This is a genomic window from Microbacterium sp. NPDC055442 (assembly GCF_053644215.1).
The window spans coordinates 521,481-541,828 of the sequence record NZ_JBSHLF010000001.1 but is presented as its reverse complement, the minus strand read 5'-3'; the positions used below and the strand labels follow the sequence as shown (position 1 = coordinate 541,828).

Sequence of the window (20,348 nt, the reverse complement as noted above, 5' to 3'; positions counted from 1 at the left end):
GCCAACCGTCCGCGACGAGAAGGAACGACCTCATGACACGCAAGCCCACCGTCCTCTTCGTCTGCGTGCACAACGCCGGACGATCCCAGATGGCCGCGGGCTACCTTCGGGCCCTGGGCGGCGATGACGTCGAGGTGCTCTCGGCGGGTTCCGCGCCCAAGGACGCCGTCAACCCCGTCGCGGTGCGGGCGATGGCCGAGGAAGGAATCGACATCGCCGGCGGCATCCCGAAGATCCTGACGGTGGACGCGGTTCGGGAATCCGACGTCGTGATCACGATGGGCTGCGGTGATGCGTGCCCGATCTTCCCCGGCAAGCGGTACGAGGACTGGGAACTGGACGATCCGGCGGGGCAGGGGATCGAGGCGGTCCGCCCGATCCGCGACGACATCCGCGCTCGCATCGAAGCGCTGTTGGCGACGTTGCTTCCCGCTCGCTGAGGGCTCAGGCCTCGGGTCCGCTGCTGAGCCGGCGGTGCAGGCGCGCCGTCGCCTCGTTCATGCCCTCGAACACGACCGTCTTGCCGAGGTGGGTGTACTTGGTCTGGATGGCATCCAGCGCGGCGACCGTCGAAGCGTCCCACACGTGCGAGCGCGCCATGTCGATGACGACGCGGTCCGGATCGCGCGAGTACTCGAACTGCGTCGTCAGATCGTTGCTCGAGGCGAAGAAGAGCTCGCCGTCGACCGTGTAGTGGGCCACGGGGGAGCCGTCCGTCTCGGCGACGCGCCTCGTCACCGTGACGAAGTGCGCCACGCGGCGAGCGAAGAGGATCATCGCGGCGACGACGCCCGCCCCGACGCCGATCGCGAGATTCTCGGTCCCGACCGTCATGGCGACCGTGATGAGCATGACGAGGGTCTCGCTCTTCGGCATCCGTCTGAGGGTGGAGAGGTGGATGCTGTGCCAGTCGAACGTCGCGACCGAGACGACGATCATCACCGCGACCAGCGCGGCCATCGGGATGATGGCGACGATGTCGCCGAGGACGAGCACGAGGATCAGCAGGAAGACACCCGCGAGGAACGTCGAGATGCGGGTGCGGGCGCCGGATGCCTTCACGTTGATCATCGTCTGGCCGATCATGGCGCAGCCGCCCATGCCGCCGAACGCGCCGGAGAGGACGTTCGCGACACCCTGGCCCCACGCCTCGCGCGTCTTTCGGGAGTGCGTGTCGGTGATGTCGTCGACGAGCTTCGCCGTCATGAGCGACTCGAGCAGGCCGACCACGGCCATCGCGGCGGAGAAGGGGAAGATGATGCTGAGCGTCTCCCACGTGAGAGGAACGTTCGGGATGAAGAGCTCGGGCAGACGCTGGGGGAGTTCGCCCTGATCGCCGACAGTCGGCACGTTGAGCCCGAAGACGACGGTCGCGCCCGTGAGAAGGACGATCGCGACGAGAGGTGCGGGGATCACCTTCGTCACGAGCGGCATCAGGTACATGATGAGCAGGCCCGCCACGACGAGGGGGTAGACGAGCCACGGCACGTCGATGAGCTGCGGGAACTGAGCTGCGAAGACCAGGATGGCGAGCGCGTTGACGAAGCCCACCATGACGCTGCGCGGGATGAACCGCATGAGCTTCGCGACGCCGAGGACGGCCAGGACGATCTGGATGACGCCGCCGAAGATGACCGTCGCGATGAAGTAGTCCATGCCGTACTCGCGCGCGACGGGCGCGATGACGAGGGCGACCGCGCCCGTCGCCGCAGTGATCATGGCGGGCCGGCCCCCGAGGAACGCGATCGCCACGGCCATCACGAACGAGGAGAACAGGCCCAGGCGAGGATCGACGCCCGCGATGATCGAGAACGCGATGGCCTCGGGGATCAGTGCGATCGCGACGACGAGGCCGGCCAGCACCTCGCGGGTGAGGATGCGGGGGCTGCGCAGGGCCTGCAGCACGGTCGGTTCGATCCGGTAGCGGCTCGCGGGGTCCTGCGCAGGGGCGACAGCAGTCATGCGGGCTCCGTTCGGTGCGGCCGAGACGAGATTCACTGGGTGGAGCGCACCCTTGCGCATGTTCTGGGTGGTTCTGCTGAGGGGCAGATGGCGGCCGGCTCGGTGCGGCCGAATGGACTCTACCGTCAAGCTATCCGGCCGGAGCGACGGCGGGGCGTGCGCTATCGACCGAGTGGTACCATATCCGGTACGGCTTTGAGGAGGCGCCATGGCAATCACGACGAGCGAAGCGCGGCGGGACCTGTTCGGCCTCATTGAACGCGTCAACCTGGACCACAGCGAGGTGGAGATCATCTCGAAGCGCGGCTCCGCGGTACTGATCTCCAAAGATCAGTACGACTCGCTGGTGGAAACCAGCTACCTGCTGCGTTCACCGGAGAACGCCCGCCGACTGCTGAACGCGATGGAGAGCGCTCGCTCGGGTGAGGTGGCAGAGCGCGAGCTGCTCGAGCCGTGACCGAGCGCAAACTCGTGTGGACGTCCGAAGGCTGGGAGGACTACCTCTACTGGCAGACTCAGGACCGAAAGACGCTGAGACGCATAAACACACTGATCGGCGACATCCTTCGAGACGACCCCTTCGAGGGGATCGGTAAGCCCGAACCCCTCAAGTACGCGCTGGCCGGCGCTTGGTCGCGACGAATCGATGAAAGCAATCGGCTCGTTTACGTCGCCGACGAGCAGCACGTCACGATCTTGCAGGCCCGGTACCACTACTGAGGCCTGCGTCGCGACTCATCACACTGGCGGAGGATAGGGGATTCGAACCCCTGAGGGCTTGCACCCAACACGCTTTCCAAGCGTGCGCCATAGGCCACTAGGCGAATCCTCCAGGGCCCCGGAGGGCCACGGGCTATCCTACCCTGCGCGCGCGACCCCTGATGCGTACACGCTCCCCGGCCGCACGACGAGCGATCGCGGGGCCACGGCGGCGAGCAGCCGCCGCGACGGGGGCGCAGCCGCGAGCAGCGCCGCGCGGACGGCGGCGGCGGCCTCGGTCACCTCATCGCCGTGCCAATAGCCGGCGACGCGAGCGGGCGCGTAGCTCGCCCGCTCGATCGCACGCACGAGCACCTCGATGGCATCGGCGGGGGCGCCGTACTCCGCGACGAGTCGCGCGGCGAACGCGCGCGGCGACTCGCTCGCCGGAACGGGCGCGCCGACGTCGATCGCGGCATCCTGCATCATCGCCCACGCCGCGGCGGTGTCACCCGCGCGCGAGGCGGCGACCAGCCGACGACGGCGCACTTCGCGTGCGAGAGCGGGCATCGCGAGGAGGAGCAGCACGCCGAACACGACGACGACCGTCGGGACAGTGCCGGCCGCCCCGGTGCCCGCCCCGGGCAGCGCTTCGTCGCGCGGGTCCAAGCGCGAATCGGGGGCGGGTGTCGTCGACGCGCTCGCCGACGCCGACGGCCGCGGCTCCGCCTCGTCGTCGGCGTCGACACCGGTCGGACTCGACGCGGACGACAGGAACGCCGTGGGGGAGCCGAGACCGCTCGTCGGCTCGAACCCGATCCACCCGATGCCGTCGAAGTACACCTCGGGCCACGCGTGCAGCAACGAACTCGACACCGAATACACCGTCTCGTCGTCCTCGACGTCATCGGTCGCGGCGCCCGGCAGGTAGCCGACGACGATGCGGCTCGGCATGTCGAGCGTGCGTGCCATCAGGGCGAACGCCGACGAGAAGTGGATGCAGTAGCCCCGCCGCACCTCGAGGAACCGCTCGACGGCCTCGACCCCCGTGCCGTCGAAGCCGTCCTCGACGGGAGCATCGAGCGAGTAGCGGAAGTCGGGTCCGCGGAACCAGCGCTGCAGGGCGATGAGCGCGTCGTAGTCGTTCGTCGCGCCCGCCGTGATCTCGGCGGCGAGTTCGGCGACGACGGGGGGCACGTCGCCCGGCAGCGCCTGGGCGTCTTCGAAGGCTTCGCCCGACCCCGTCGACCGCGCGCGGATCTGCTCGAGCGTGGGGCGCGGCACGCTCGCGACGACCTCATACCGCTGCCCCTGCGTCGACCCGGTCTGCGCCACGACGGTGCGGTTGTAGGGCACAGCGGCCCACTCGCCCTCGAGCCCGTTCACCTCGACCGCCGGGAACGTGATCGGCGCCCACACCGACGCGAGGTTCACGACCTCGACATTCGCCGTCGTCTCGACCATGCGGATGTCCTCCCCGACGCCGAGTGCGCCCAGACCGAACGCACTGTCCAGCGGCACGGTCCGCACGCGGTCGGGCAGCCACACGTCGCCGTCGAAGCGGGACAGCGTCGTGGCGCGCAGGTACGGCGCGGTGGATTCCGTCGAACGCATCCGCAGCACCTCGATCTCCTGCGGCCGGCGCAGGTCGTCGCCCAGCTGCAGGCTCGCGTCGATGCCCGGTCCGCCGCCCAGGCCGCCGCCGGTCTGCACCGCGGGCGTCGGCAGCAGGGGAGCCGCGACGACGGCGACGACGAGGGCCACGGCGGCGATGCTGAACGCCGTCGCGGGCACACCGGCCCGTCGCTCGACGACGCGCTCGGCCGGCGCCTCGCGCGAACGGGTTTCGGCGCGCAGCAGGAACAGCACCGCCGCCCCCAGCAGCACGAAGGCCGTGACATCGATGCGGCCCGGCACGGCGATCGCCGGAATGAGCGAGACCGCGATGATCCCGATGGATGCCAGCAGCGGCATACGCGCCGTGAGCACGACGTGATCCACGAGCACCGTGAGCAGCCCCAGGGCGCCCACGATGAGGAACGAGAGCGCAGGCGTCGCCGGGAGCGGAGCGGCACCGACGGCGATCTCCTCGAACGCCTGCGCGACGAGCGAGGGCACGACCCCGATCGTGTCGGGCGTGGGGATGACCCACAGGAAGGCCGTGTCGCGCAGGAAGAGTCCCGTGAGGCAGAGCACCCAGACAACGGCCTCGATGAGCGACACGGCGACGGCGGGCAGGCCACGTCGCCGTGCGACGTGCCCCGCGCCGAGCACGATGACGGCGACCCCGACGGATGCCGCGAGCCACCAGCTGCCCTGCACCATGGGCAGCACGGGCACGAGCGCGGCGGTGAGCGCGGTGAGCAGCGCGACCGTGGTGAGCAGGTCGCCGCGGCCGACGGGTCGTGCCTCAGCCGACACGGCCGGCTCCTCGTCCGACGGCGGCGCGCCACGGGTCGGTGACGTCTCCACCCGCCTCGAGCGCGCCCGTGTGCCAGCCCGCGTCGGCGGTCCGCTCGAGGGCGTCTCCGACCGGCGCCGTCGTGAGCAGCACGGGAAGCGCGCTGTGGTGGGCGACGGCGGCCAGGGCCGTGGCATCCGCGGGATCGAGGCGTCCGACGATGACGACGACGGGCCCCGTCATGACCCCCGCGAACAGCTGCGCGACGCGCGGGAGATGGTCGTCGCGCCGGGCCATGATCGTCGCGAAGCGCGTGAGCAGTTCCTCGATGTCGGAGGGGTCCGCATCATCGAGCCGCTCGATGAGCACGGCGCCGTCGGAATCGAGCACATCGACGGCATAACCGTCGCGCACGAGTCGGGCGACGACCGAGACGCACGCCGACACGCCGGTCTCGAAGCCCGGGTCCGCTCCCGTCTCGACGAGCGCATCTGCCGACCAGCGCAGCACGCTCCGGTCGAGCACGACGGTCGCCTCGGGGGTCGATTCCTGCTCCTCCTGCCGCACCATGAGCTCGTCGCGGTGGGCCGTCGCACGCCAGTGGATGCGCCGCATCGAATCGCCCGGCGCGTAGGGCCGCGCGATGAGGTTGTCGGCGCCCTGCCCGAGCTGGTCGACCGCGGTGTGCAGCATCCCGCCCGATTCACCGGCGAGGTCGGTCAGCGCCGGCAGATCGACGAGGGCCGGTGCCACCGTCACGACGGTGCGCTCGCGCAGACGGATGCTGCGCCGGGCCAGCCCGAACGGGTCGCTGCAGCGCAGCGTCAGCGGTCCGATCGAATGGATGCCGCGCCGCGCGCCCGTCGCGACATACGTCAGCTCCAGGGTGCGGTTGCCGCCGTGCACGCCGCCGATGAGTCCCGAGCCGAGCGCCGCGAAAGCCCCCTCTGCGGGACCCGTGAGCCCGGCCGGAAGCTCGTCGCGCCAGGTTCCCGCCGGCGTCGGGACGACGCTGCGCAGCCCGACGCGCACGTCGACGTGCGTCTGGGTGCCCACCGTCACGACGTCGGGGTGCAGCGAGCGCGCGACGGCGTCGGTGCGGCGCAGCAGGTGCAGGCTGCCGACGCTCGCGACGAGCACCGCGATGAGCAGCATCCCGAAGTACTGCAGCTCGGTCACGCCCAGTTCGCTCGCGAGCACGAAGCACGCGATCGCGAGCACGAGCGCGCCCGTTCCCCGAGGGGTGAGCGGCCACAGGCGTCTCATGGTCTCGCCGTCACTGCCGCGCCGCGATCGGCACCCGCACGGTCGCCGCGATGCGCTCGAGCACGGCGGTCACGGTCTCGGTCGCGTTGCGCGCTCGTCCGGCCGACCGCGCCGGGATGAGGCGGTGCGCGAAGACGGGAGCGAGGAGGTCGGTGAGATCGTCGGGGATGACATAGCTGCGTGAATCCAGCGCCGCCCACACCTTGGCGGCGCGCACGAGCTGCAGCGTCGCGCGCGGGCTCGCGCCGAGGCGGAGGTCGGCGTGGCCACGGGTTGCGTGGGCGAGCCCGACGGCGTACTCCTCCATCGCGGGGGCGACGTGCACGGCCCGCGCCGACGCGATGAGCTGTGCGACGGTCGCGCTCGAGGTGACCGGAGCGAGCGCGTCGAGCGGGTTGGCCGTCTCTCTCTGGCGCAGCATGAGCGCTTCGGCGCGGGCATCGGGGTAGCCCATCGAGATGCGCATCATGAAGCGGTCGCGCTGCGCTTCGGGGAGCGCATACGTGCCCTCCATCTCGAGCGGGTTCTGCGTCGCGACGACGAGGAACGGGTGGGGGACGAGGTGCGTGCGACCGTCGACGGTGACCTGGCGCTCCTCCATCGCCTCGAGCAGCGCCGACTGCGTCTTGGGGGAGGACCGGTTGATCTCGTCGGCGATGACGATGTTGGCGAAGATCGCGCCCTGCTTGAACTCGAACTCGCGCTCGATCGGGTTGAAGACGCTCACGCCGGTGACGTCTCCGGGGAGCAGATCGGGCGTGAACTGGATGCGGCGCACGCTCGCGTCGACGGATGCCGCGAGGGCGCGGGCGAGCATCGTCTTGCCGACGCCGGGCACGTCCTCGATGAGCAGGTGCCCCTCGGCGAGCAGGCACACCAGCGCCGAGCGCACGGCCTCGGGCTTGCCGTCGATCACGGTCGTCACCGACGACACGACGGCGTCGGTGATGCGCGTGAACTCGTCGCCCGTGAGGACCTCGGCATCGGGCATGCGACCCCCTGGGATGCGGTGAAGCGGGCCGCGGCGCCCGCACAACGATGGTAACCGCGCAGACCCGGGGGCGGGCCTGCGCGGCGAACGCCGGATTTTGCGGCACCATGAGCGCATGAGCGAAGAAAGCGCACCGGCCCCGACGCCGGGCCGCGGCCCGCGTGCCGCCCTCATCACCCTCCTCGTGCTCGTCGGGGTCGTCGTGGTGATCGCCCTCGTCACCGTGCTGCTGCGCGGCGGTCCCACGGCGCTGGACGAGACCTCGCCCGAGGGCGTGGCGCAGCGCTACACGCAGGCGCTCATCGACGGCGACGTCGAGGCCGCCGTCGAGCTGCTCGCTCCGGGCGACGACGACTGCGGCTACTTCATGCCCGACGGAACGGAGTACCGCGTCACTCTGGCGGGAACCACCGTCGACGGCGACACGGCCCGAGTGCGCGTCGTGGTCACCTACTCGTACAGCGGCGGCCTCTTCGGCGGGGGCGAGTCGCAGTCCGAGGAGGTCTTCCGGCTCACCCGCACCGACGGGGACTGGCTCATCGTGTCCGCGCCCTGGCCCTTCGTCGAGTGCATGCGGAGCGCGCAATGAGAGGTCAGACGGTGGTTCGCCGCGTCATCGTCTTCTTCGTCCTGTTCTCGCTCGTCACCGTCGCCGCGATCGGTCTGAGCGGCCTTCTCGCCCGGCTGCTCGACGTGGGCACGGTCGTCGTCGATGTCGGCGGAGGCGACATCGCCCGCTCGCTCGCCTTCACCCTCATCGCGACCCCGCTCGCCGTGGCGCTGTGGTGGTGGGAAGCACGTCGGCTGCGCACCGATCCCGAGGAACGCTCCTCCATCGGGTGGGGCCTGTACCTGCTCGTCGTCACGCTGACGTCGCTCATCGTCGCCACGGTGGGGATGGGGGATGCCGCGGCCGCCGCACTCGCCGGTCAGTGGCGTCCGGGGGCGTTCGCGACCGGCGTCGTCTGGGCGGCGGTGTGGGTGCTCCACCGCGCCCTTCATCGCAGCCCGTCGTTGTCGCCGACACGGCTCGGGATCCCGACCGTGTCGCTGTCGGCGGTGTGGGGTCTCGTCGTGGGAGCGTCCGGCGCGATCGCGGCGCTCGCGGCGCTCGTTTCCGACGCGCTCGATGGCGCGTCGGTGCTCGTGGCGACCAACGGAACCGCCGTCGCCGTTCTGCAGGGACTCGTCTGGGCATTCCTCGGCGCCGCGGCGTGGGCATGGCACACCTACGGTGAGGGCGCACGTACGGCAAGAGGCGGCTTCGCCGAGATCGTCCTCGTGGCCGTCACCGCCGGCTTCGCGGCCCTCGCGCTCGTCGGCGCGGGGGTGCTGCTGCAGAGCATCCTGCGCCTCCTGTTCGGAGACGGGGATGCACGCGTCGTGCTGACGTCGGTCGATGTCGCCCTCGCCGCGGCGCTCGTCGCCGGCATCATCAGCACCTATCACGGGGGTATCGCGCATCGGGCCTCATCGAGGGTCCGGCAGGCGACGAGGCTCGCCGTGGCGGGGATCGCCGTCATCGGCGCCGCGAGCGGATTCGGTGTCGTGGTGAACGCCCTCCTGGCCTCGCTGACGGCGCCGATCGTGGCGACCGCGCCCCTCACCCTGCTGCTCGGCGGACTCAGCGCCCTCGTCATCGGCGCCCCGGTGTGGTGGCTCGCGTGGCGGCCCGCCCATCCGAGCCCACCGGCCGTCGCTCCGCCCGCCGACGCACCCGTCGACGATCGCGCGCGCCGCGTCTACCTCGTCATCGTGTTCGGGACGAGCGCGATCGTCGCGATCATCGCGCTGCTGATGATCGGGTCGCGGCTGCTCGCGCTCGTCTTCGACGCGTCTTCTGCCGGCGGCGCCATCGACGTCCTGCGCGCACCGCTGGGCGTGGTCGTCGCGACGGGACTGGTCTTCGCCTACCACTTCGCGGTGTGGCGGCGCACGCGCGGCACCGCCGCCGACACTCCGAAAGCGACGATCGGGAGGATCCTCCTCGTCGCGGGCGGTCCGGAAGGGGAGTCGCTGGCGGCGGGGATCCGAACCGGTCTGGGGGTGCCCGTCACGCTGTGGCGCACCGCCGATGCGGCCCCCTCGGAGCACCCGGCCGCGTTCTCCGATGGCGCGCTGTCCGAGCTCGTGCAGTCGCTCCGCGGCATCGTCGCGCAGCGTGTGCTCGTCATCGCGGATGCCGCGGGCCCGCGGATCATCCCGTTGGCGGAGTGAGCGCCCGAGGCGGGTACACTGGAGCCAGCTCTCCGCGAGGCGGCATCCAGGCCAACTCCCCCAGGACGGAAACGTAGCAAGGGTAACCAGGCTCTGCCGGGTTCGCGGAGAGTCTTACTTTTCCCCGGTGGATCCGGTGCGCGCCTAGGGTGGACGAGTGGCGCAGAGCATCTACATCACGTCGGCCGAAGGTCACTCGGGTAAATCCACGATCGCCTTGGGCGTTCTGGATGCCATGAGCCGGGCGACTCCCCGGGTCGGGGTCTTCCGCGCGATCGCCCGCTCGACGGACGAACCGGACTACGTGCTGCAGATGCTGCTCGATCACGACGGCGTCGATCTGCCCTATGAGGACTGCGTCGGCGTGACGTACGACGACGTGCGACTCGATCCGGATGCCGCCCTCGCCACGATCGTCGAGCGGTTCAAGGCCGTCGAGGCGCGGTGCGATGCGGTCGTCATCGTCGGGTCGGATTACACCGATGTCGCCAGTCCCGCCGAGCTCGCCTACAACGCTCGCATCGCCGCGAACCTCGGCGCACCCGTGCTGCTCGTGCTGAGCGGCCGCGCCGGCCAGGGCGAGCAACTCGGCGCGTCGACGGCGCGGACACCCGAGCAGGTCGGGCAGATCGCGTCGCTCGCGCTCACCGAGCTCGCGCACGGGCGAGCGGGTCTGCTCGCCGTGATCGCGAACCGCGTCGACCCCGACCGCCTCGCCGAGACCGTCGAGGCCGTGAAGGCCGTCGTCGAGACGGCGCCGCACGCCGGACGCGCCAGCGCCGAGCACCCGACTGCCGTCTGGGCGCTGCCCGAGGACCGGTTTCTCATCGCGCCGTCGGTGCGCGGCGTGCTCCGGTCGGTCGAGGGCCGGTTCGTCAAGGGCGACCCCGACCTGCTGACGCGCGAAGTGCTGAGCGTCGTCGTGGCGGGCATGTCGATGGTCAACGTGCTGCCGCGCCTGGAAGAGGGCGCGATCGTCGTGGTCGCCGCCGACCGCACCGAGGTGCTGCTGGCGACGCTGCTCGCGAACGCCTCGGGCACCTTCCCCTCGCTCGCCGGCATCGTGCTGAACGGCCCGTTCCCGCTGCCCGACCCGATCAACCGGCTCATCGACGGCCTCGCCTCGTCGCTGCCGATCATCACGACCGACCTCGGGACGTACGAGACCGCGCTTCGCGTCATGCGCACGCGCGGGCGGCTCGCCGCCGACTCGCAGCGGCGTTACGACACGGCGCTGGCGATGTTCGAGACGCACGTCGACACGGCCGAACTGACCGAATCGCTCGGCCTCGCGCGATCCACGGTCGTGACGCCGCTCATGTTCGGGTACGAGCTCGTCCAACGCGCTCGCAGTCACCGCAAGCGCATCGTGCTGCCCGAAGGCGGCGACGACCGCGTGCTGCGAGCGGCGGCGCGCGTGCTCTCGAGAGGCATCGCAGACCTCACGATCCTCGGCGACGAGACCGAGGTGCGCTCGCGGGCCATCGAGCTCGGGGTCGACATCGAGCAGGCGCACGTCCTGTCGCCCTTCGACCCGGGCCACGTGGACATGTTCGCGCGCGAATACGAGCGCCTGCGCGCGCACAAGGGCGTGACGTACGCGAAAGCTGCCGACACGGTGACCGACGTGTCGTACTTCGGCACGCTCATGGTGCATCTGGGCCTCGCTGACGGCATGGTCTCGGGCGCCGCCCACACGACGGCGCACACGATCCGGCCGGCGTTCGAGATCATCAAGACGCGGCCCGACGTCTCGGTCGTCTCGAGCGTGTTCCTCATGGCGCTCGCCGACCGCGTGCTCGTCTACGGCGACTGCGCCGTCATCCCCGATCCGACGATGGAGCAGCTCGCCGACATCGCGGTGTCGTCGGCCGCCACCGCGTCGCAGTTCGGGATCGACCCGCGCATCGCGATGCTGTCGTACTCGACGGGGGAGTCCGGTTCGGGAGCCGACGTCGAGAAGGTGCGCGGCGCGACGCGACTCGTGCGCGAACGCGCGCCCCAGCTGCTCGTCGAGGGCCCCATCCAGTACGATGCCGCGGCCGACGTCGCCGTCGCGGCGGCCAAGATGCCCGGCTCGCAGGTCGCCGGCCGTGCGACGGTCTTCGTCTTCCCCGACCTGAACACGGGCAACAACACCTATAAGGCCGTGCAGCGCTCCGCGGGGGCGATCGCGATCGGCCCCGTGCTGCAGGGGCTCAACAAGCCCATCAACGACCTCTCGCGCGGCGCGCTCGTCGAGGACATCGTCAACACGATCGCGATCACGGCGATCCAGGCGCAGGGAGAGGATGCCGTATGAGCACGGTGCTCGTCGTCAACAGCGGGTCCTCGTCGTTCAAGTACCAGCTGATCGACATGCAGACCGAGTCGGTTCTCGCCTCGGGCCTCGTCGAGCGGATCGGCGAGGCCGTCGGCCGCGCGGTGCACACGGTCGAAGCAGCCGCGCTGGCCGACCCTCGCGGTCCCGCACCGACCGTCGTCGAGGCGACGTACGAACGCGAACTCGCCATCCCCGACCACACCGCCGGTTTCGCCGTCATGCTCGACGCGTTCGCCGAGCACGGGCCCTCGCTCGACGAGCGGCCGCCGGTCGCCGTCGGTCACCGGGTCGTGCACGGGGGCGCGCGCTTCTTCGAGCCCACCATCATCACGCCGCTCGTCGAGATCAACATCGACGAGCTGTCCATGCTCGCGCCGCTGCACAACCCCGGGGCGCTGCAGGGCATCCGCGCCGCCAGACTCGCGTTCGCCGACATCCCGCACGTCGCGGTCTTCGACACGGCGTTCCATCAGACCCTCGCGCCCGCCGCCTACACCTACGCGATCGATCGCGAACTGGCCGCCGAGCACCGCATCCGCCGCTACGGCTTCCACGGCACGTCGCACAAGTTCGTCTCCGAAGCCGCGGCGGCCTTCGTCGGCCGCCCGCTCGGCGATCTCACCCAGATCGTGTTCCACCTCGGCAACGGTGCATCCGTCACGGCGATCGACGGCGGACGCTCCGTCGACACGTCGATGGGCATGACACCGCTCGAAGGCCTCGTGATGGGCACGCGATCGGGTGACATCGACCCGGCGGTGCTGCTGCAGCTGGGGCGTCGCGCGGGCATGTCGATCGACGATCTCGACACCCTGCTGAACAAGCGCTCCGGCCTGCGCGGTCTCGCCGGCGTGTCCGACATGCGCGACGTCGTGCAGCGTATGGAGAAGGGGGATGCCGCGGCGACCCTGGCGTTCGAGGTGTATCTGCATCGCCTGCGCGGTTACGCCGGTGCATACCTGGCGCAGCTCGGCGGCGTCGATGTCATCTCGTTCACGGCCGGTGTCGGCGAGAACTCCGCCCTTGTGCGGGCGGGCGCCCTCGCGACACTCGGCTTCGCCGGCGTCGAGATCGACCCCGCCCGGAACGAAGAGCGGGCACGGGGGACCCGTCGCATCTCGACCGACGCGTCGCGTGTGACCGTGCTCGTCGTGCCGACCGATGAAGAGCTCGAGATCGCGCGTCAGACGCTGCAGGCGACGGAAGCCTGACGGCGGGTGTCGCTCGCGGCGCGCGCCGATTACGCTTGCATGACGGCGCGAAGGTGGGCCGAGCCCGTCTGCCGTTCCTCCGTCGAAGGGAACCCGTGACCACCGAGCCGCACCCCGATCTCTCCGCGTACGACGCCGTCCTGTTCGATCTCGACGGCGTGCTCACCCCCACCGCCGACGTGCACATGCACGCCTGGCGGACGATGTTCGAAGAGCTGTTCGCGCAGTGGAACATCGAGCCGCCGTACAGCGACGCCGACTACTTCGCATCGCTCGACGGCAAGAAGAGGTACGACGGCGTCGCGAGCCTGCTGCGCTCGCGCGATGTCGAGGTGCCCTGGGGAGACCCGTCCGACCCCGTCGAAGCCGACACCGTGTGCGGCATCGGCAACCGGAAGAACGTCGTGTTCGAGCGTGTCCTGCGCGAAGACGGCATCGCGCCCTACCCGGGCTCGGTCGCCGTGCTCGACGTGCTCGACGCCGCCGGCACACCGGTCGCGGTCGTCTCGAGCTCGAAGAACGCCGAAGAGGTTCTGAACGTCGCCGGCATCCGCGGGCGATTCCCCGTCGTGATGGACGGCGTGATCGCCGAACGCGACCATCTCGCCTCCAAGCCCGCGCCCGACGTCTTCATCGAAGCGGCCCGGATGCTGGGGGTCGATCCCGCCCGTTCGGTCGCCGTCGAAGACGCCATCAGCGGCGTCCAGTCCGCCGTCGCCGGCGGCTTCGCCCTCGTCATCGGCGTCGACCGCGGCGTCGGCGCATCCGCTCTCACCGACGCCGGGGCCCACGTCGTCGTCGCCGACCTGCAGGAGCTCGTCCCGTGATCGATCGCGACCGCTTCCCCGTCGACCCGTGGCGTCTCGTCGAGAGCTCGTACTCCGACGAAGACGCGGGCGTGACCGAGACGCTGTTCTCGCTCGCCAACGGCTACCTCGGACTGCGCGGCAATCACGCGGAGGGGCTGCACGCGCAGGAGGACGGCACCTATATCAACGGGTTCCACGAGACCTTCCAGATCCGTCATGCCGAGCAGGCGTACGGTTTCGCCGAGGTCGGTCAGACGATCGTGAACGCCCCCGACGCGAAGGTCATGCGGGTCTACGTCGACGACCAGCCGCTCACGCTCGACATCGCCGATCTGCGCGAGTACGAGCGCAGCCTCGATCTGCGCGACGGCGTGCTGCGCCGGTCGTTGCTGTGGGTCACGCCGTCGGGCAAAGAGGTACGGGTCGAAGACGAGCGGCTCGTCTCGTTCGACCAGAAGCACCTCGCGGTGCTGCGCTTGGATGTCACGGTGCTCAACGACGACGCTCCCGTCACGATCAGCTGCCAGGTGATCAATCGCCAGGACGGCGAGAACGTGTACGGCGGCAATCCGATCGTCACGAAGAAGGCCGGCTTCGATCCGCGCAAGACCGAGAAGCTCGAGGAGCGCGTCCTGCAGCCGCAGGAGTACTGGCAGGAGGAAGACCGCTCGGGCCTGTCGTATCGCGTGAGCGAGTCGGGCATGACGATCGCCGTCGTCGCCGATCACATCGTCGAGACCGCGAACGAGTTCGAGACGCGACGCCTCGTCGACGCCGACATCGCCAAGAACGTCTATCGCGTCCACGCGAAGGCGGGCGTGCCGATCCGCATCACGAAGCTCGTCGGCTACCACACGTCGCGCGGCGTGCCCGCGCGCGAGCTCGTCGACCGATCGCGTCGTACGGTCGACCGCGCCCTCGCTCTCGGCGTCGACACGATCTTCGCCGACCAGAGGACGTGGCTCGACCGGTTCTGGGAGCGTTCGGACGTGCGCATCGGCGGACACGACGACCTGCAGCAGGCGACGCGCTGGTGTCTCTTCCAGCTCGCACAGGCCGCCGCTCGGGCCGACGCCCACGGCGTGCCGGCGAAGGGCATGACCGGCTCCGGATACAGCGGGCACTACTTCTGGGACACCGAGATCTACGTGCTCCCGTTCCTCGCCTACACGACGCCGTTGTGGGCGCGCAACGCACTGCGGATGCGCTACCTCATGCTCCCCGCGGCACGGCGTCGCGCCTTCCAGCTGAACGAGGCGGGCGCGCTGTTCCCGTGGCGCACGATCAACGGCGAAGAGGCCTCGGCCTATTACGCCGCCGGCACGGCGCAGTTCCATATCAACGCCGACGTCAGCTACGCGCTGGCGAAGTACATCCGAGCGACGGGCGACATGGACTTCCTCCACCGCGAGGGCGTCGACATCGCGGTCGAGACGGCGCGCCTGTGGGCGACCCTCGGGTTCTGGCGCGTCAGCGACGGCAGCATCGACGTCGAGTCGTTCCACATCCACGGCGTGACCGGTCCCGACGAGTACACGACGGTCGTCAACGACAACCTCTTCACGAACGTCATGGCGCGCTTCAATCTGCGCTTCGCGGCGCGGACGGTCCGCGAGATGCAGCAGAACGCTCCCGAGGCCTACCGGCTCATGGCCGAGCGCCTCGATCTCGAGCCCGACGAGGCCGAGGCGTGGGATCGTGCCGCCGAGGCGATGCACATCCCGTTCAGCCCGGCCCTGGGCATCCATCCTCAGGACCATGTGTTCCTCGAACGCGAGATCTGGGATCTCGAGAGCACGCCTCCCGAGAAGCGCCCGCTGCTGCTGCACTTCCACCCGCTCGTCATCTACCGCTACCAGGTGCTCAAGCAGGCCGACGTCGTGCTCGCGCTGTTCCTGCAGGGCAATCACTTCTCGGCCGAGGACAAACTCGCCGACTTCGAGTACTACGACCCGCTGACGACGGGCGACTCGACGCTCTCGGCGATCGTGCAGGCGGTTCTCGCGGCCGAGGTCGGCTATCAGGACCTCGCGCTGGAGTACTTCCGCCAGGCGCTGTTCGTCGATCTGGCCGACCTGCACGCCAATACCGCGGACGGCGTGCACGTCGCGTCGGCCGGGGGAGTGTGGACCGCGCTCGTGTCCGGTTTCGGCGGCATGCGCGACCATTTCGGCGAGCTGACCTTCGACCCGCGGCTTCCGGTCTCGTGGCCTTCGCTCGAGTACGTGCTGCACTGGCACGGCACGCGCCTCGAGGTGAAGGTCACGCGCGACGAACTGCGCGTGCGCGCGTCGGACGGCGACCCGGTCGGATTCAGCGTGCGCGGCACGGGATACGTCGTCGGATCGGACGAAGAGGTCGTCGTCCCGCTGCGCGGGCAGGGCCCCGTCATCGCCGGCCGGCCGTCGCTGCAGGAGCTCGGCGAAGCGCGGCGGGAGGACGGCTCGATCCTGTCGGCCTCGGTGCCGACGGTCACCGCCTCGATCCCGGTCATCGGGATGGCGGCCGACGTCGAGCACGGCGTCGACGCGTGAGATCGGATGCCGGTGCCGCACCGGCTCCGGTGTCCGAGGCACGCCGTAGGCTAGGCGGGTGACCACAGCCCTCTATCGTCGGTACCGACCCGAGTCCTTCGGCGAGATGATCGGGCAGGCGCAGGTCACCGATCCGCTCATGACGGCGCTGCGCGGCGACCGCGTCGGTCACGCCTACCTCTTCTCGGGGCCGCGCGGCTGCGGCAAGACGACATCGGCTCGCATCCTCGCGCGCTGTCTGAACTGCGCGCAGGGGCCGACCGACACCCCGTGCGGCACGTGCGACAGCTGCGTCGAGCTCGGTCGGGGCGGGGGCGGGTCGCTCGACGTCGTCGAGATCGACGCCGCGAGCCACAACGGCGTCGACGATGCGCGTGATCTGCGCGAGCGCGCGATCTTCGCGCCCGCGCGCGACCGGTTCAAGATCTTCATCCTCGACGAGGCGCACATGGTGACGCCGCAGGGCTTCAACGCGCTGCTCAAGCTCGTCGAAGAGCCCCCCGATCACGTCAAGTTCATCTTCGCGACGACCGAGCCCGAAAAGGTCATCGGCACGATCCGCTCGCGCACGCACCACTACCCCTTCCGGCTGGTGCCGCCCGCCGCGATGCTCGACTACGTGCAAGAGCTGTGCACGAGCGAGGGCGTCGAGGTCGAAGCCGGTGTTCTGCCGCTCGTCGTGCGCGCCGGGGGCGGCTCTCCGCGTGACACGCTCTCGCTGCTCGATCAGCTCATCGCCGGCTCCGATCCTTCGACGGGCTCAGGAACCGATCCTTCGACGGGCTCAGGAACCGGTGCAGCCAGTGTGATCGTGCGGTACGAGCGCGCCGTCTCGCTGCTGGGCTACACCCACGCCGAGCTTCTCGACGAGGTCGTCGACGCCTTCTCGGCGAACGACGCCGCCGGGGCGTTCGCGGCGATCGACCGCGTCGTGCAGACGGGGCAGGATCCGCGACGCTTCGTCGACGACCTGCTCGAACGGCTGCGCGACCTCATCATCATTGCGGCGACGGGCCAGGGCGCTTCCGCCGTGCTGCGCGGTCTCTCCGAAGAAGACCTCGCACGCATGACCCGTCAGGCCGATGCGTTCGGCCCGGCACGGCTGTCGCGCACGGCCGACATCGTCATCGCGACGCTCGACGACATGACGGGTGCGACCTCGCCGCGCCTGCAGCTCGAGCTCATGGTCGCACGCGTCCTCGCGAGCGGACCGGCGGTGGCCGAGTCGCCACGGGCGACGACCGAAGCACGCACCCCGGTTCCCACCGCTGGCGCTCCCGCGCCCGCTGCTCAGGCACCGGCCGCTCCCGTCGCTTCCGCGCCGGCACCCGCTGCTTCCGTGCCGGCTCCGGCTGCTTCCGCGCCGGCACCCGCTGCGCCGGCTCCCGTCGCTTCCGCGCCGGCACCCGTTGCGCCGGCTCCCGTCGCTTCCGCGCCGGCACCCGCCGCGCCGGCACCTGCATCTCCTGTGTCGGCACCGGCGGCCGAGCCCGTCGCCACGGGTCCGGTCACGCTGCAGCGCATTCAGGATGCGTGGCCCGAAGTGCTCTCGCGCCTCGAGCAGATGCGGCGCTCGTCGTGGCTGCTCGCCTCCGCGACGCGCGTCATCGAGCTCGACGGCGACCCCGCGGCGCCGAACATCACGCTCGCGTTCCGCAGCGCGAGCGACCTCGAGCGGTTCAAGCCGCGTGCCATGGGCGGCACCGACGCCCATGTCGACGTGCGTCAGGCGATCGCCGACACCCTCGGCGTCCAGGTGCGCTTCCGGACGCGGCTCGACGGCCCGCCGCCGGCGGGACGTGACGAGGCACCGCCGCCGTCCGACGACCCGCCGCCGCCCGACGACGACCCTTCCGATCGCCCCGGTCCCTCGCGCCCAGCTCCCGCATCCGGCCTCTCGCCCGACCCGGTGCCGCGCTCGCCGGCGCCCGAACGCACGGCGCCCGCTCCCGGGCGCGCATCGCCGTCGGCCTCGCCCGTCACCGAATGGGCCGTCGCACCTATTCCGGCGACTCCCGACGCGCCGGCGGCCCCCGATGCGCCGGCACCGGGGGCGGCCTCCGCACGGGGGACAGGCGTTGTGGCGGCATCCCTCGCCGTCGACGACGAACCCGAGGATGCGGCATCCGCTCACTCCCGCACGATGACCCTCGCGCACGACGGCGCCGTGCTGCCTCCGGCCGATGTGACGCCGTCGATCGAGCCGGTCGATGACGACGAGATCGATGCCGAGCAGCTCGACCCCGTGCCGGTGCCGCCCGTCGTGGCGCCGCGGATCGCACCCCCGCGTCGCGCCGACGGCGTGCAGCGCTACGGCGAGGCGGTCGTGCGTCAGATGCTCGGCGCGACGTTCGTGCGAGAAGAGCCCTACACGCCCGCGACGAAGTTCGGATAGACCATGTACGACGGCATCGTCCAAGACCTCATCGACGAGTTCGGCCGGCTTCCCGGCATCGGCCCGAAATCGGCGCAGCGCATCACGTTCCACATCCTGCAGTCGCCGTCGTTCGATGTCTCGCGCCTGGCCCAGCTGCTCAGCGAGGTGCGTGAGAAGGTGCGCTTCTGCGATGTGTGCGGCAACGTCTCCGAGCAGGACCGCTGCAGCATCTGCCGCGATCCGCGACGCAACGCGACGCTCATCTGCGTCGTCGAAGACGCCAAAGACGTCGCGGCGATCGAGCGCACGCGAGAGTTCCGCGGTCTCTACCACGTGCTGGGCGGCGCCATCAGCCCGATCGCCGGCGTCGGCCCCGACGACCTGCGCATCACGCAGCTCATGCAGCGACTCGCCGACGGCACGGTGCAAGAGGTCATCCTCGCGACGAACCCCAACCTCGAGGGCGAGGCGACCGCGACGTATCTGAGCAGACTGCTGCACACGCTCGAGATCGCCGTGACCCGGCTCGCGTCGGGTCTGCCCGTGGGCGGCGACCTCGAGTACGCCGACGAGGTCACGCTCGGTCGCGCGTTCGAAGGGCGCCGGTCGGTCGGATGACCGCCGTACTCCAGCGGTTCACTCCGCGAGCCTGGGTGCTGTTCGGTGCGATGTGCCTGCTGTGGGGCATGCCCTACCTCTTCATCAAGCAGGCGGTCGACTCGTACTCACCGGCATCCGTCGTCGCCGGGCGCACGCTCATCGCGGCCCTCATCCTGCTGCCGTTCGCGATGCGGCAGGGAGCGCTGCGGCCCGCGTGGAAGAAGCTCGGCTGGGTGCTCGTGTTCGGGGCCGTCGAGATGGCCGGGCCCTTCCTGCTCCTGAGCCACGCCGAGCAGACGCTGCCCTCGGGGCTCACGGGACTCCTCGTCGCGACGGTGCCGCTGTTCGCCGCGATCGTCGCCTTCACGGCGGGGGACCGGTCGGTCCTGAAGCCGTCGAGGGTGATCGGACTCGCGATCGGCTTCGGCGGGGTCGCCGTCATCGTCGCCGGTCCGGGCCTGGCCGTCGGCGGTCCGGGCGCCCTCATCGCCATCGGAGAGCTGCTGCTCGTCGCCATCGGGTACGCGATCGCGCCGTTCATCGTCGCGCACAAGCTCAAGGGCATCCCCGCGCTCGGGACCATCACGATCTCGCTCGCCGCCGTCGGCATCTTCTATCTGCCGATCGCCCTGCTCACGCAGCACGAGATGCCGACGCTCGAGAGCACGACGGCGCTCGTCCTGCTCGCGGTCGTGTGCACCGCGGTCGCCTTCATCGTCTTCTTCGCGCTGATCGATCTCGTCGGGCCGTCGCGCGCGCCGCTGTTCACCTACGTCAACCCCGTCGTGGCGATCATCCTCGGCGTCATCATCCTCGGCGAGCAGATCACGCCGGGGCTGATCGTGGGCTTCCCGCTCGTGATCCTCGGATGCTGGCTCGCGGCGACCGGCGGCGCGCTTCGCGCCAAGAAGCCGCCGGGCGACATCCCACCCGTCGCACTCGGCTGAGCCGCCCTCGA

The 20,348-nt window shown here is 70.5% G+C and carries 16 protein-coding genes, 1 tRNA gene and 1 other RNA gene; 13 read left to right on the top strand and 5 right to left on the bottom strand.

The features are described from left to right. The first annotated feature begins 32 nt into the window (after positions 1–32). Positions 33–440, top strand: a complete 408-nt coding sequence (locus tag ACWIBS_RS02640; RefSeq protein WP_376125546.1) for an arsenate reductase ArsC — start codon at positions 33–35, stop codon at positions 438–440. Positions 441–444: 4 nt separating this feature from the next. Here ACWIBS_RS02640 and ACWIBS_RS02635 read toward each other — a convergent pair whose 3' ends face one another. Next, the gene (locus ACWIBS_RS02635; protein WP_376125549.1) at positions 445–1,962 is read right to left on the bottom strand and encodes a SulP family inorganic anion transporter; all 1,518 of its coding nucleotides are present in this window, start codon (positions 1,960–1,962) and stop codon (positions 445–447) included. 208 nt (positions 1,963–2,170) lie between these two features. On the opposite strand from ACWIBS_RS02635, the gene ACWIBS_RS02630 reads away from it, so the two are divergent. Both ACWIBS_RS02630 and ACWIBS_RS02625 read left to right on the top strand, forming a co-directional pair. Beyond that, positions 2,171–2,419 (top strand): type II toxin-antitoxin system Phd/YefM family antitoxin, encoded by a 249-nt coding sequence (locus tag ACWIBS_RS02630; RefSeq protein ID WP_376125551.1) that lies wholly within the window; start codon positions 2,171–2,173, stop codon positions 2,417–2,419. Further along, a complete protein-coding gene (locus ACWIBS_RS02625; RefSeq protein ID WP_376125554.1) occupies positions 2,416–2,682 on the top strand; it encodes a Txe/YoeB family addiction module toxin in 267 nt (88 codons plus the stop codon). Before ACWIBS_RS02630 ends, ACWIBS_RS02625 begins: the two co-directional genes overlap by 4 nt. 24 nt (positions 2,683–2,706) lie before the next feature. On the opposite strand, the gene ACWIBS_RS02620 is transcribed toward ACWIBS_RS02625, so the two are convergent. From ACWIBS_RS02620 to ACWIBS_RS02605, 4 genes are all read right to left on the bottom strand, one after another. Then, positions 2,707–2,794 (bottom strand) — tRNA-Ser (locus ACWIBS_RS02620). A 26-nt stretch (positions 2,795–2,820) separates the two neighbouring features. Next, positions 2,821–5,082 (bottom strand): transglutaminase TgpA family protein, encoded by a 2,262-nt coding sequence (locus ACWIBS_RS02615; protein WP_376125557.1) that lies wholly within the window; start codon positions 5,080–5,082, stop codon positions 2,821–2,823. Then, positions 5,072–6,328, bottom strand: coding sequence for a DUF58 domain-containing protein (locus ACWIBS_RS02610; protein WP_376125558.1), 1,257 nt, complete (start codon positions 6,326–6,328; stop codon positions 5,072–5,074). The genes ACWIBS_RS02615 and ACWIBS_RS02610 overlap by 11 nt, the downstream gene beginning before the upstream one ends. A gap of 10 nt (positions 6,329–6,338) precedes the next feature. Further along, on the bottom strand, positions 6,339–7,319 hold the full coding sequence (locus ACWIBS_RS02605; RefSeq protein ID WP_376125560.1) for an AAA family ATPase: 981 nt from the start codon (positions 7,317–7,319) through the stop codon (positions 6,339–6,341). A gap of 115 nt (positions 7,320–7,434) precedes the next feature. Between ACWIBS_RS02605 and ACWIBS_RS02600 the strand changes: the two genes are divergently transcribed. The 10 genes from ACWIBS_RS02600 (at position 7,435) to ACWIBS_RS02555 (ending at position 20,337) form a co-directional block, all read left to right on the top strand. Continuing rightward, entirely contained in the window at positions 7,435–7,908 is a 474-nt protein-coding gene (locus tag ACWIBS_RS02600) for a nuclear transport factor 2 family protein (RefSeq protein ID WP_376125562.1), read from the top strand. Then, positions 7,905–9,536 (top strand): DUF5671 domain-containing protein, encoded by a 1,632-nt coding sequence (locus tag ACWIBS_RS02595; protein WP_376125565.1) that lies wholly within the window; start codon positions 7,905–7,907, stop codon positions 9,534–9,536. Before ACWIBS_RS02600 ends, ACWIBS_RS02595 begins: the two co-directional genes overlap by 4 nt. A 23-nt stretch (positions 9,537–9,559) precedes the next feature. Beyond that, positions 9,560–9,656, top strand: an RNA gene (ffs, locus tag ACWIBS_RS02590) — signal recognition particle sRNA small type. A 37-nt stretch (positions 9,657–9,693) separates the two neighbouring features. After that, positions 9,694–11,838 carry a phosphate acetyltransferase gene (gene pta, locus ACWIBS_RS02585; protein WP_376125567.1) on the top strand — a complete coding sequence of 715 codons (2,145 nt, stop codon included), beginning with the start codon at positions 9,694–9,696 and terminating at the stop codon, positions 11,836–11,838. After that, complete coding sequence (locus ACWIBS_RS02580) at positions 11,835–13,070, top strand: acetate/propionate family kinase (RefSeq protein WP_376125570.1); 1,236 nt, start codon at positions 11,835–11,837, stop codon at positions 13,068–13,070. Before pta ends, ACWIBS_RS02580 begins: the two co-directional genes overlap by 4 nt. Before the next feature lie 95 nt (positions 13,071–13,165). After that, on the top strand, positions 13,166–13,897 hold the full coding sequence (locus ACWIBS_RS02575; RefSeq protein WP_376125573.1) for an HAD family hydrolase: 732 nt from the start codon (positions 13,166–13,168) through the stop codon (positions 13,895–13,897). Continuing rightward, positions 13,894–16,413, top strand: coding sequence for a glycoside hydrolase family 65 protein (locus ACWIBS_RS02570; RefSeq protein ID WP_376125577.1), 2,520 nt, complete (start codon positions 13,894–13,896; stop codon positions 16,411–16,413). The genes ACWIBS_RS02575 and ACWIBS_RS02570 overlap by 4 nt, the downstream gene beginning before the upstream one ends. 58 nt (positions 16,414–16,471) lie before the next feature. Continuing rightward, the gene (locus tag ACWIBS_RS02565) at positions 16,472–18,808 is read left to right on the top strand and encodes a DNA polymerase III subunit gamma and tau (protein WP_376125580.1); all 2,337 of its coding nucleotides are present in this window, start codon (positions 16,472–16,474) and stop codon (positions 18,806–18,808) included. Positions 18,809–18,811: 3 nt separating this feature from the next. Beyond that, positions 18,812–19,408, top strand: coding sequence for a recombination mediator RecR (gene recR, locus ACWIBS_RS02560; protein ID WP_376125583.1), 597 nt, complete (start codon positions 18,812–18,814; stop codon positions 19,406–19,408). Then, positions 19,405–20,337: a DMT family transporter gene (locus ACWIBS_RS02555; RefSeq protein ID WP_376125586.1), complete on the top strand. Its 933-nt coding sequence runs from the start codon at positions 19,405–19,407 to the stop codon at positions 20,335–20,337. Before recR ends, ACWIBS_RS02555 begins: the two co-directional genes overlap by 4 nt. The last annotated feature ends 11 nt before the right edge of the window (positions 20,338–20,348 follow it).

Bases quoted from the DNA above. Each gene is read 5' to 3' on its own strand.
- ACWIBS_RS02640 (WP_376125546.1), top strand. From the start codon at position 33: ATGACACGCAAGCCCACCGTCCTCTTCGTCTGCGTGCACAACGCCGGA.
- ACWIBS_RS02635 (WP_376125549.1), bottom strand. From the start codon at position 1,962: ATGACTGCTGTCGCCCCTGCGCAGGACCCCGCGAGCCGCTACCGGATC.
- ACWIBS_RS02630 (WP_376125551.1), top strand. From the start codon at position 2,171: ATGGCAATCACGACGAGCGAAGCGCGGCGGGACCTGTTCGGCCTCATT.
- ACWIBS_RS02610 (WP_376125558.1), bottom strand. From the start codon at position 6,328: ATGAGACGCCTGTGGCCGCTCACCCCTCGGGGAACGGGCGCGCTCGTG.
- ACWIBS_RS02605 (WP_376125560.1), bottom strand. From the start codon at position 7,319: ATGCCCGATGCCGAGGTCCTCACGGGCGACGAGTTCACGCGCATCACC.
- ACWIBS_RS02600 (WP_376125562.1), top strand. From the start codon at position 7,435: ATGAGCGAAGAAAGCGCACCGGCCCCGACGCCGGGCCGCGGCCCGCGT.
- ACWIBS_RS02595 (WP_376125565.1), top strand. From the start codon at position 7,905: ATGAGAGGTCAGACGGTGGTTCGCCGCGTCATCGTCTTCTTCGTCCTG.
- ACWIBS_RS02580 (WP_376125570.1), top strand. From the start codon at position 11,835: ATGAGCACGGTGCTCGTCGTCAACAGCGGGTCCTCGTCGTTCAAGTAC.
- recR (WP_376125583.1), top strand. From the start codon at position 18,812: ATGTACGACGGCATCGTCCAAGACCTCATCGACGAGTTCGGCCGGCTT.
- ACWIBS_RS02555 (WP_376125586.1), top strand. From the start codon at position 19,405: ATGACCGCCGTACTCCAGCGGTTCACTCCGCGAGCCTGGGTGCTGTTC.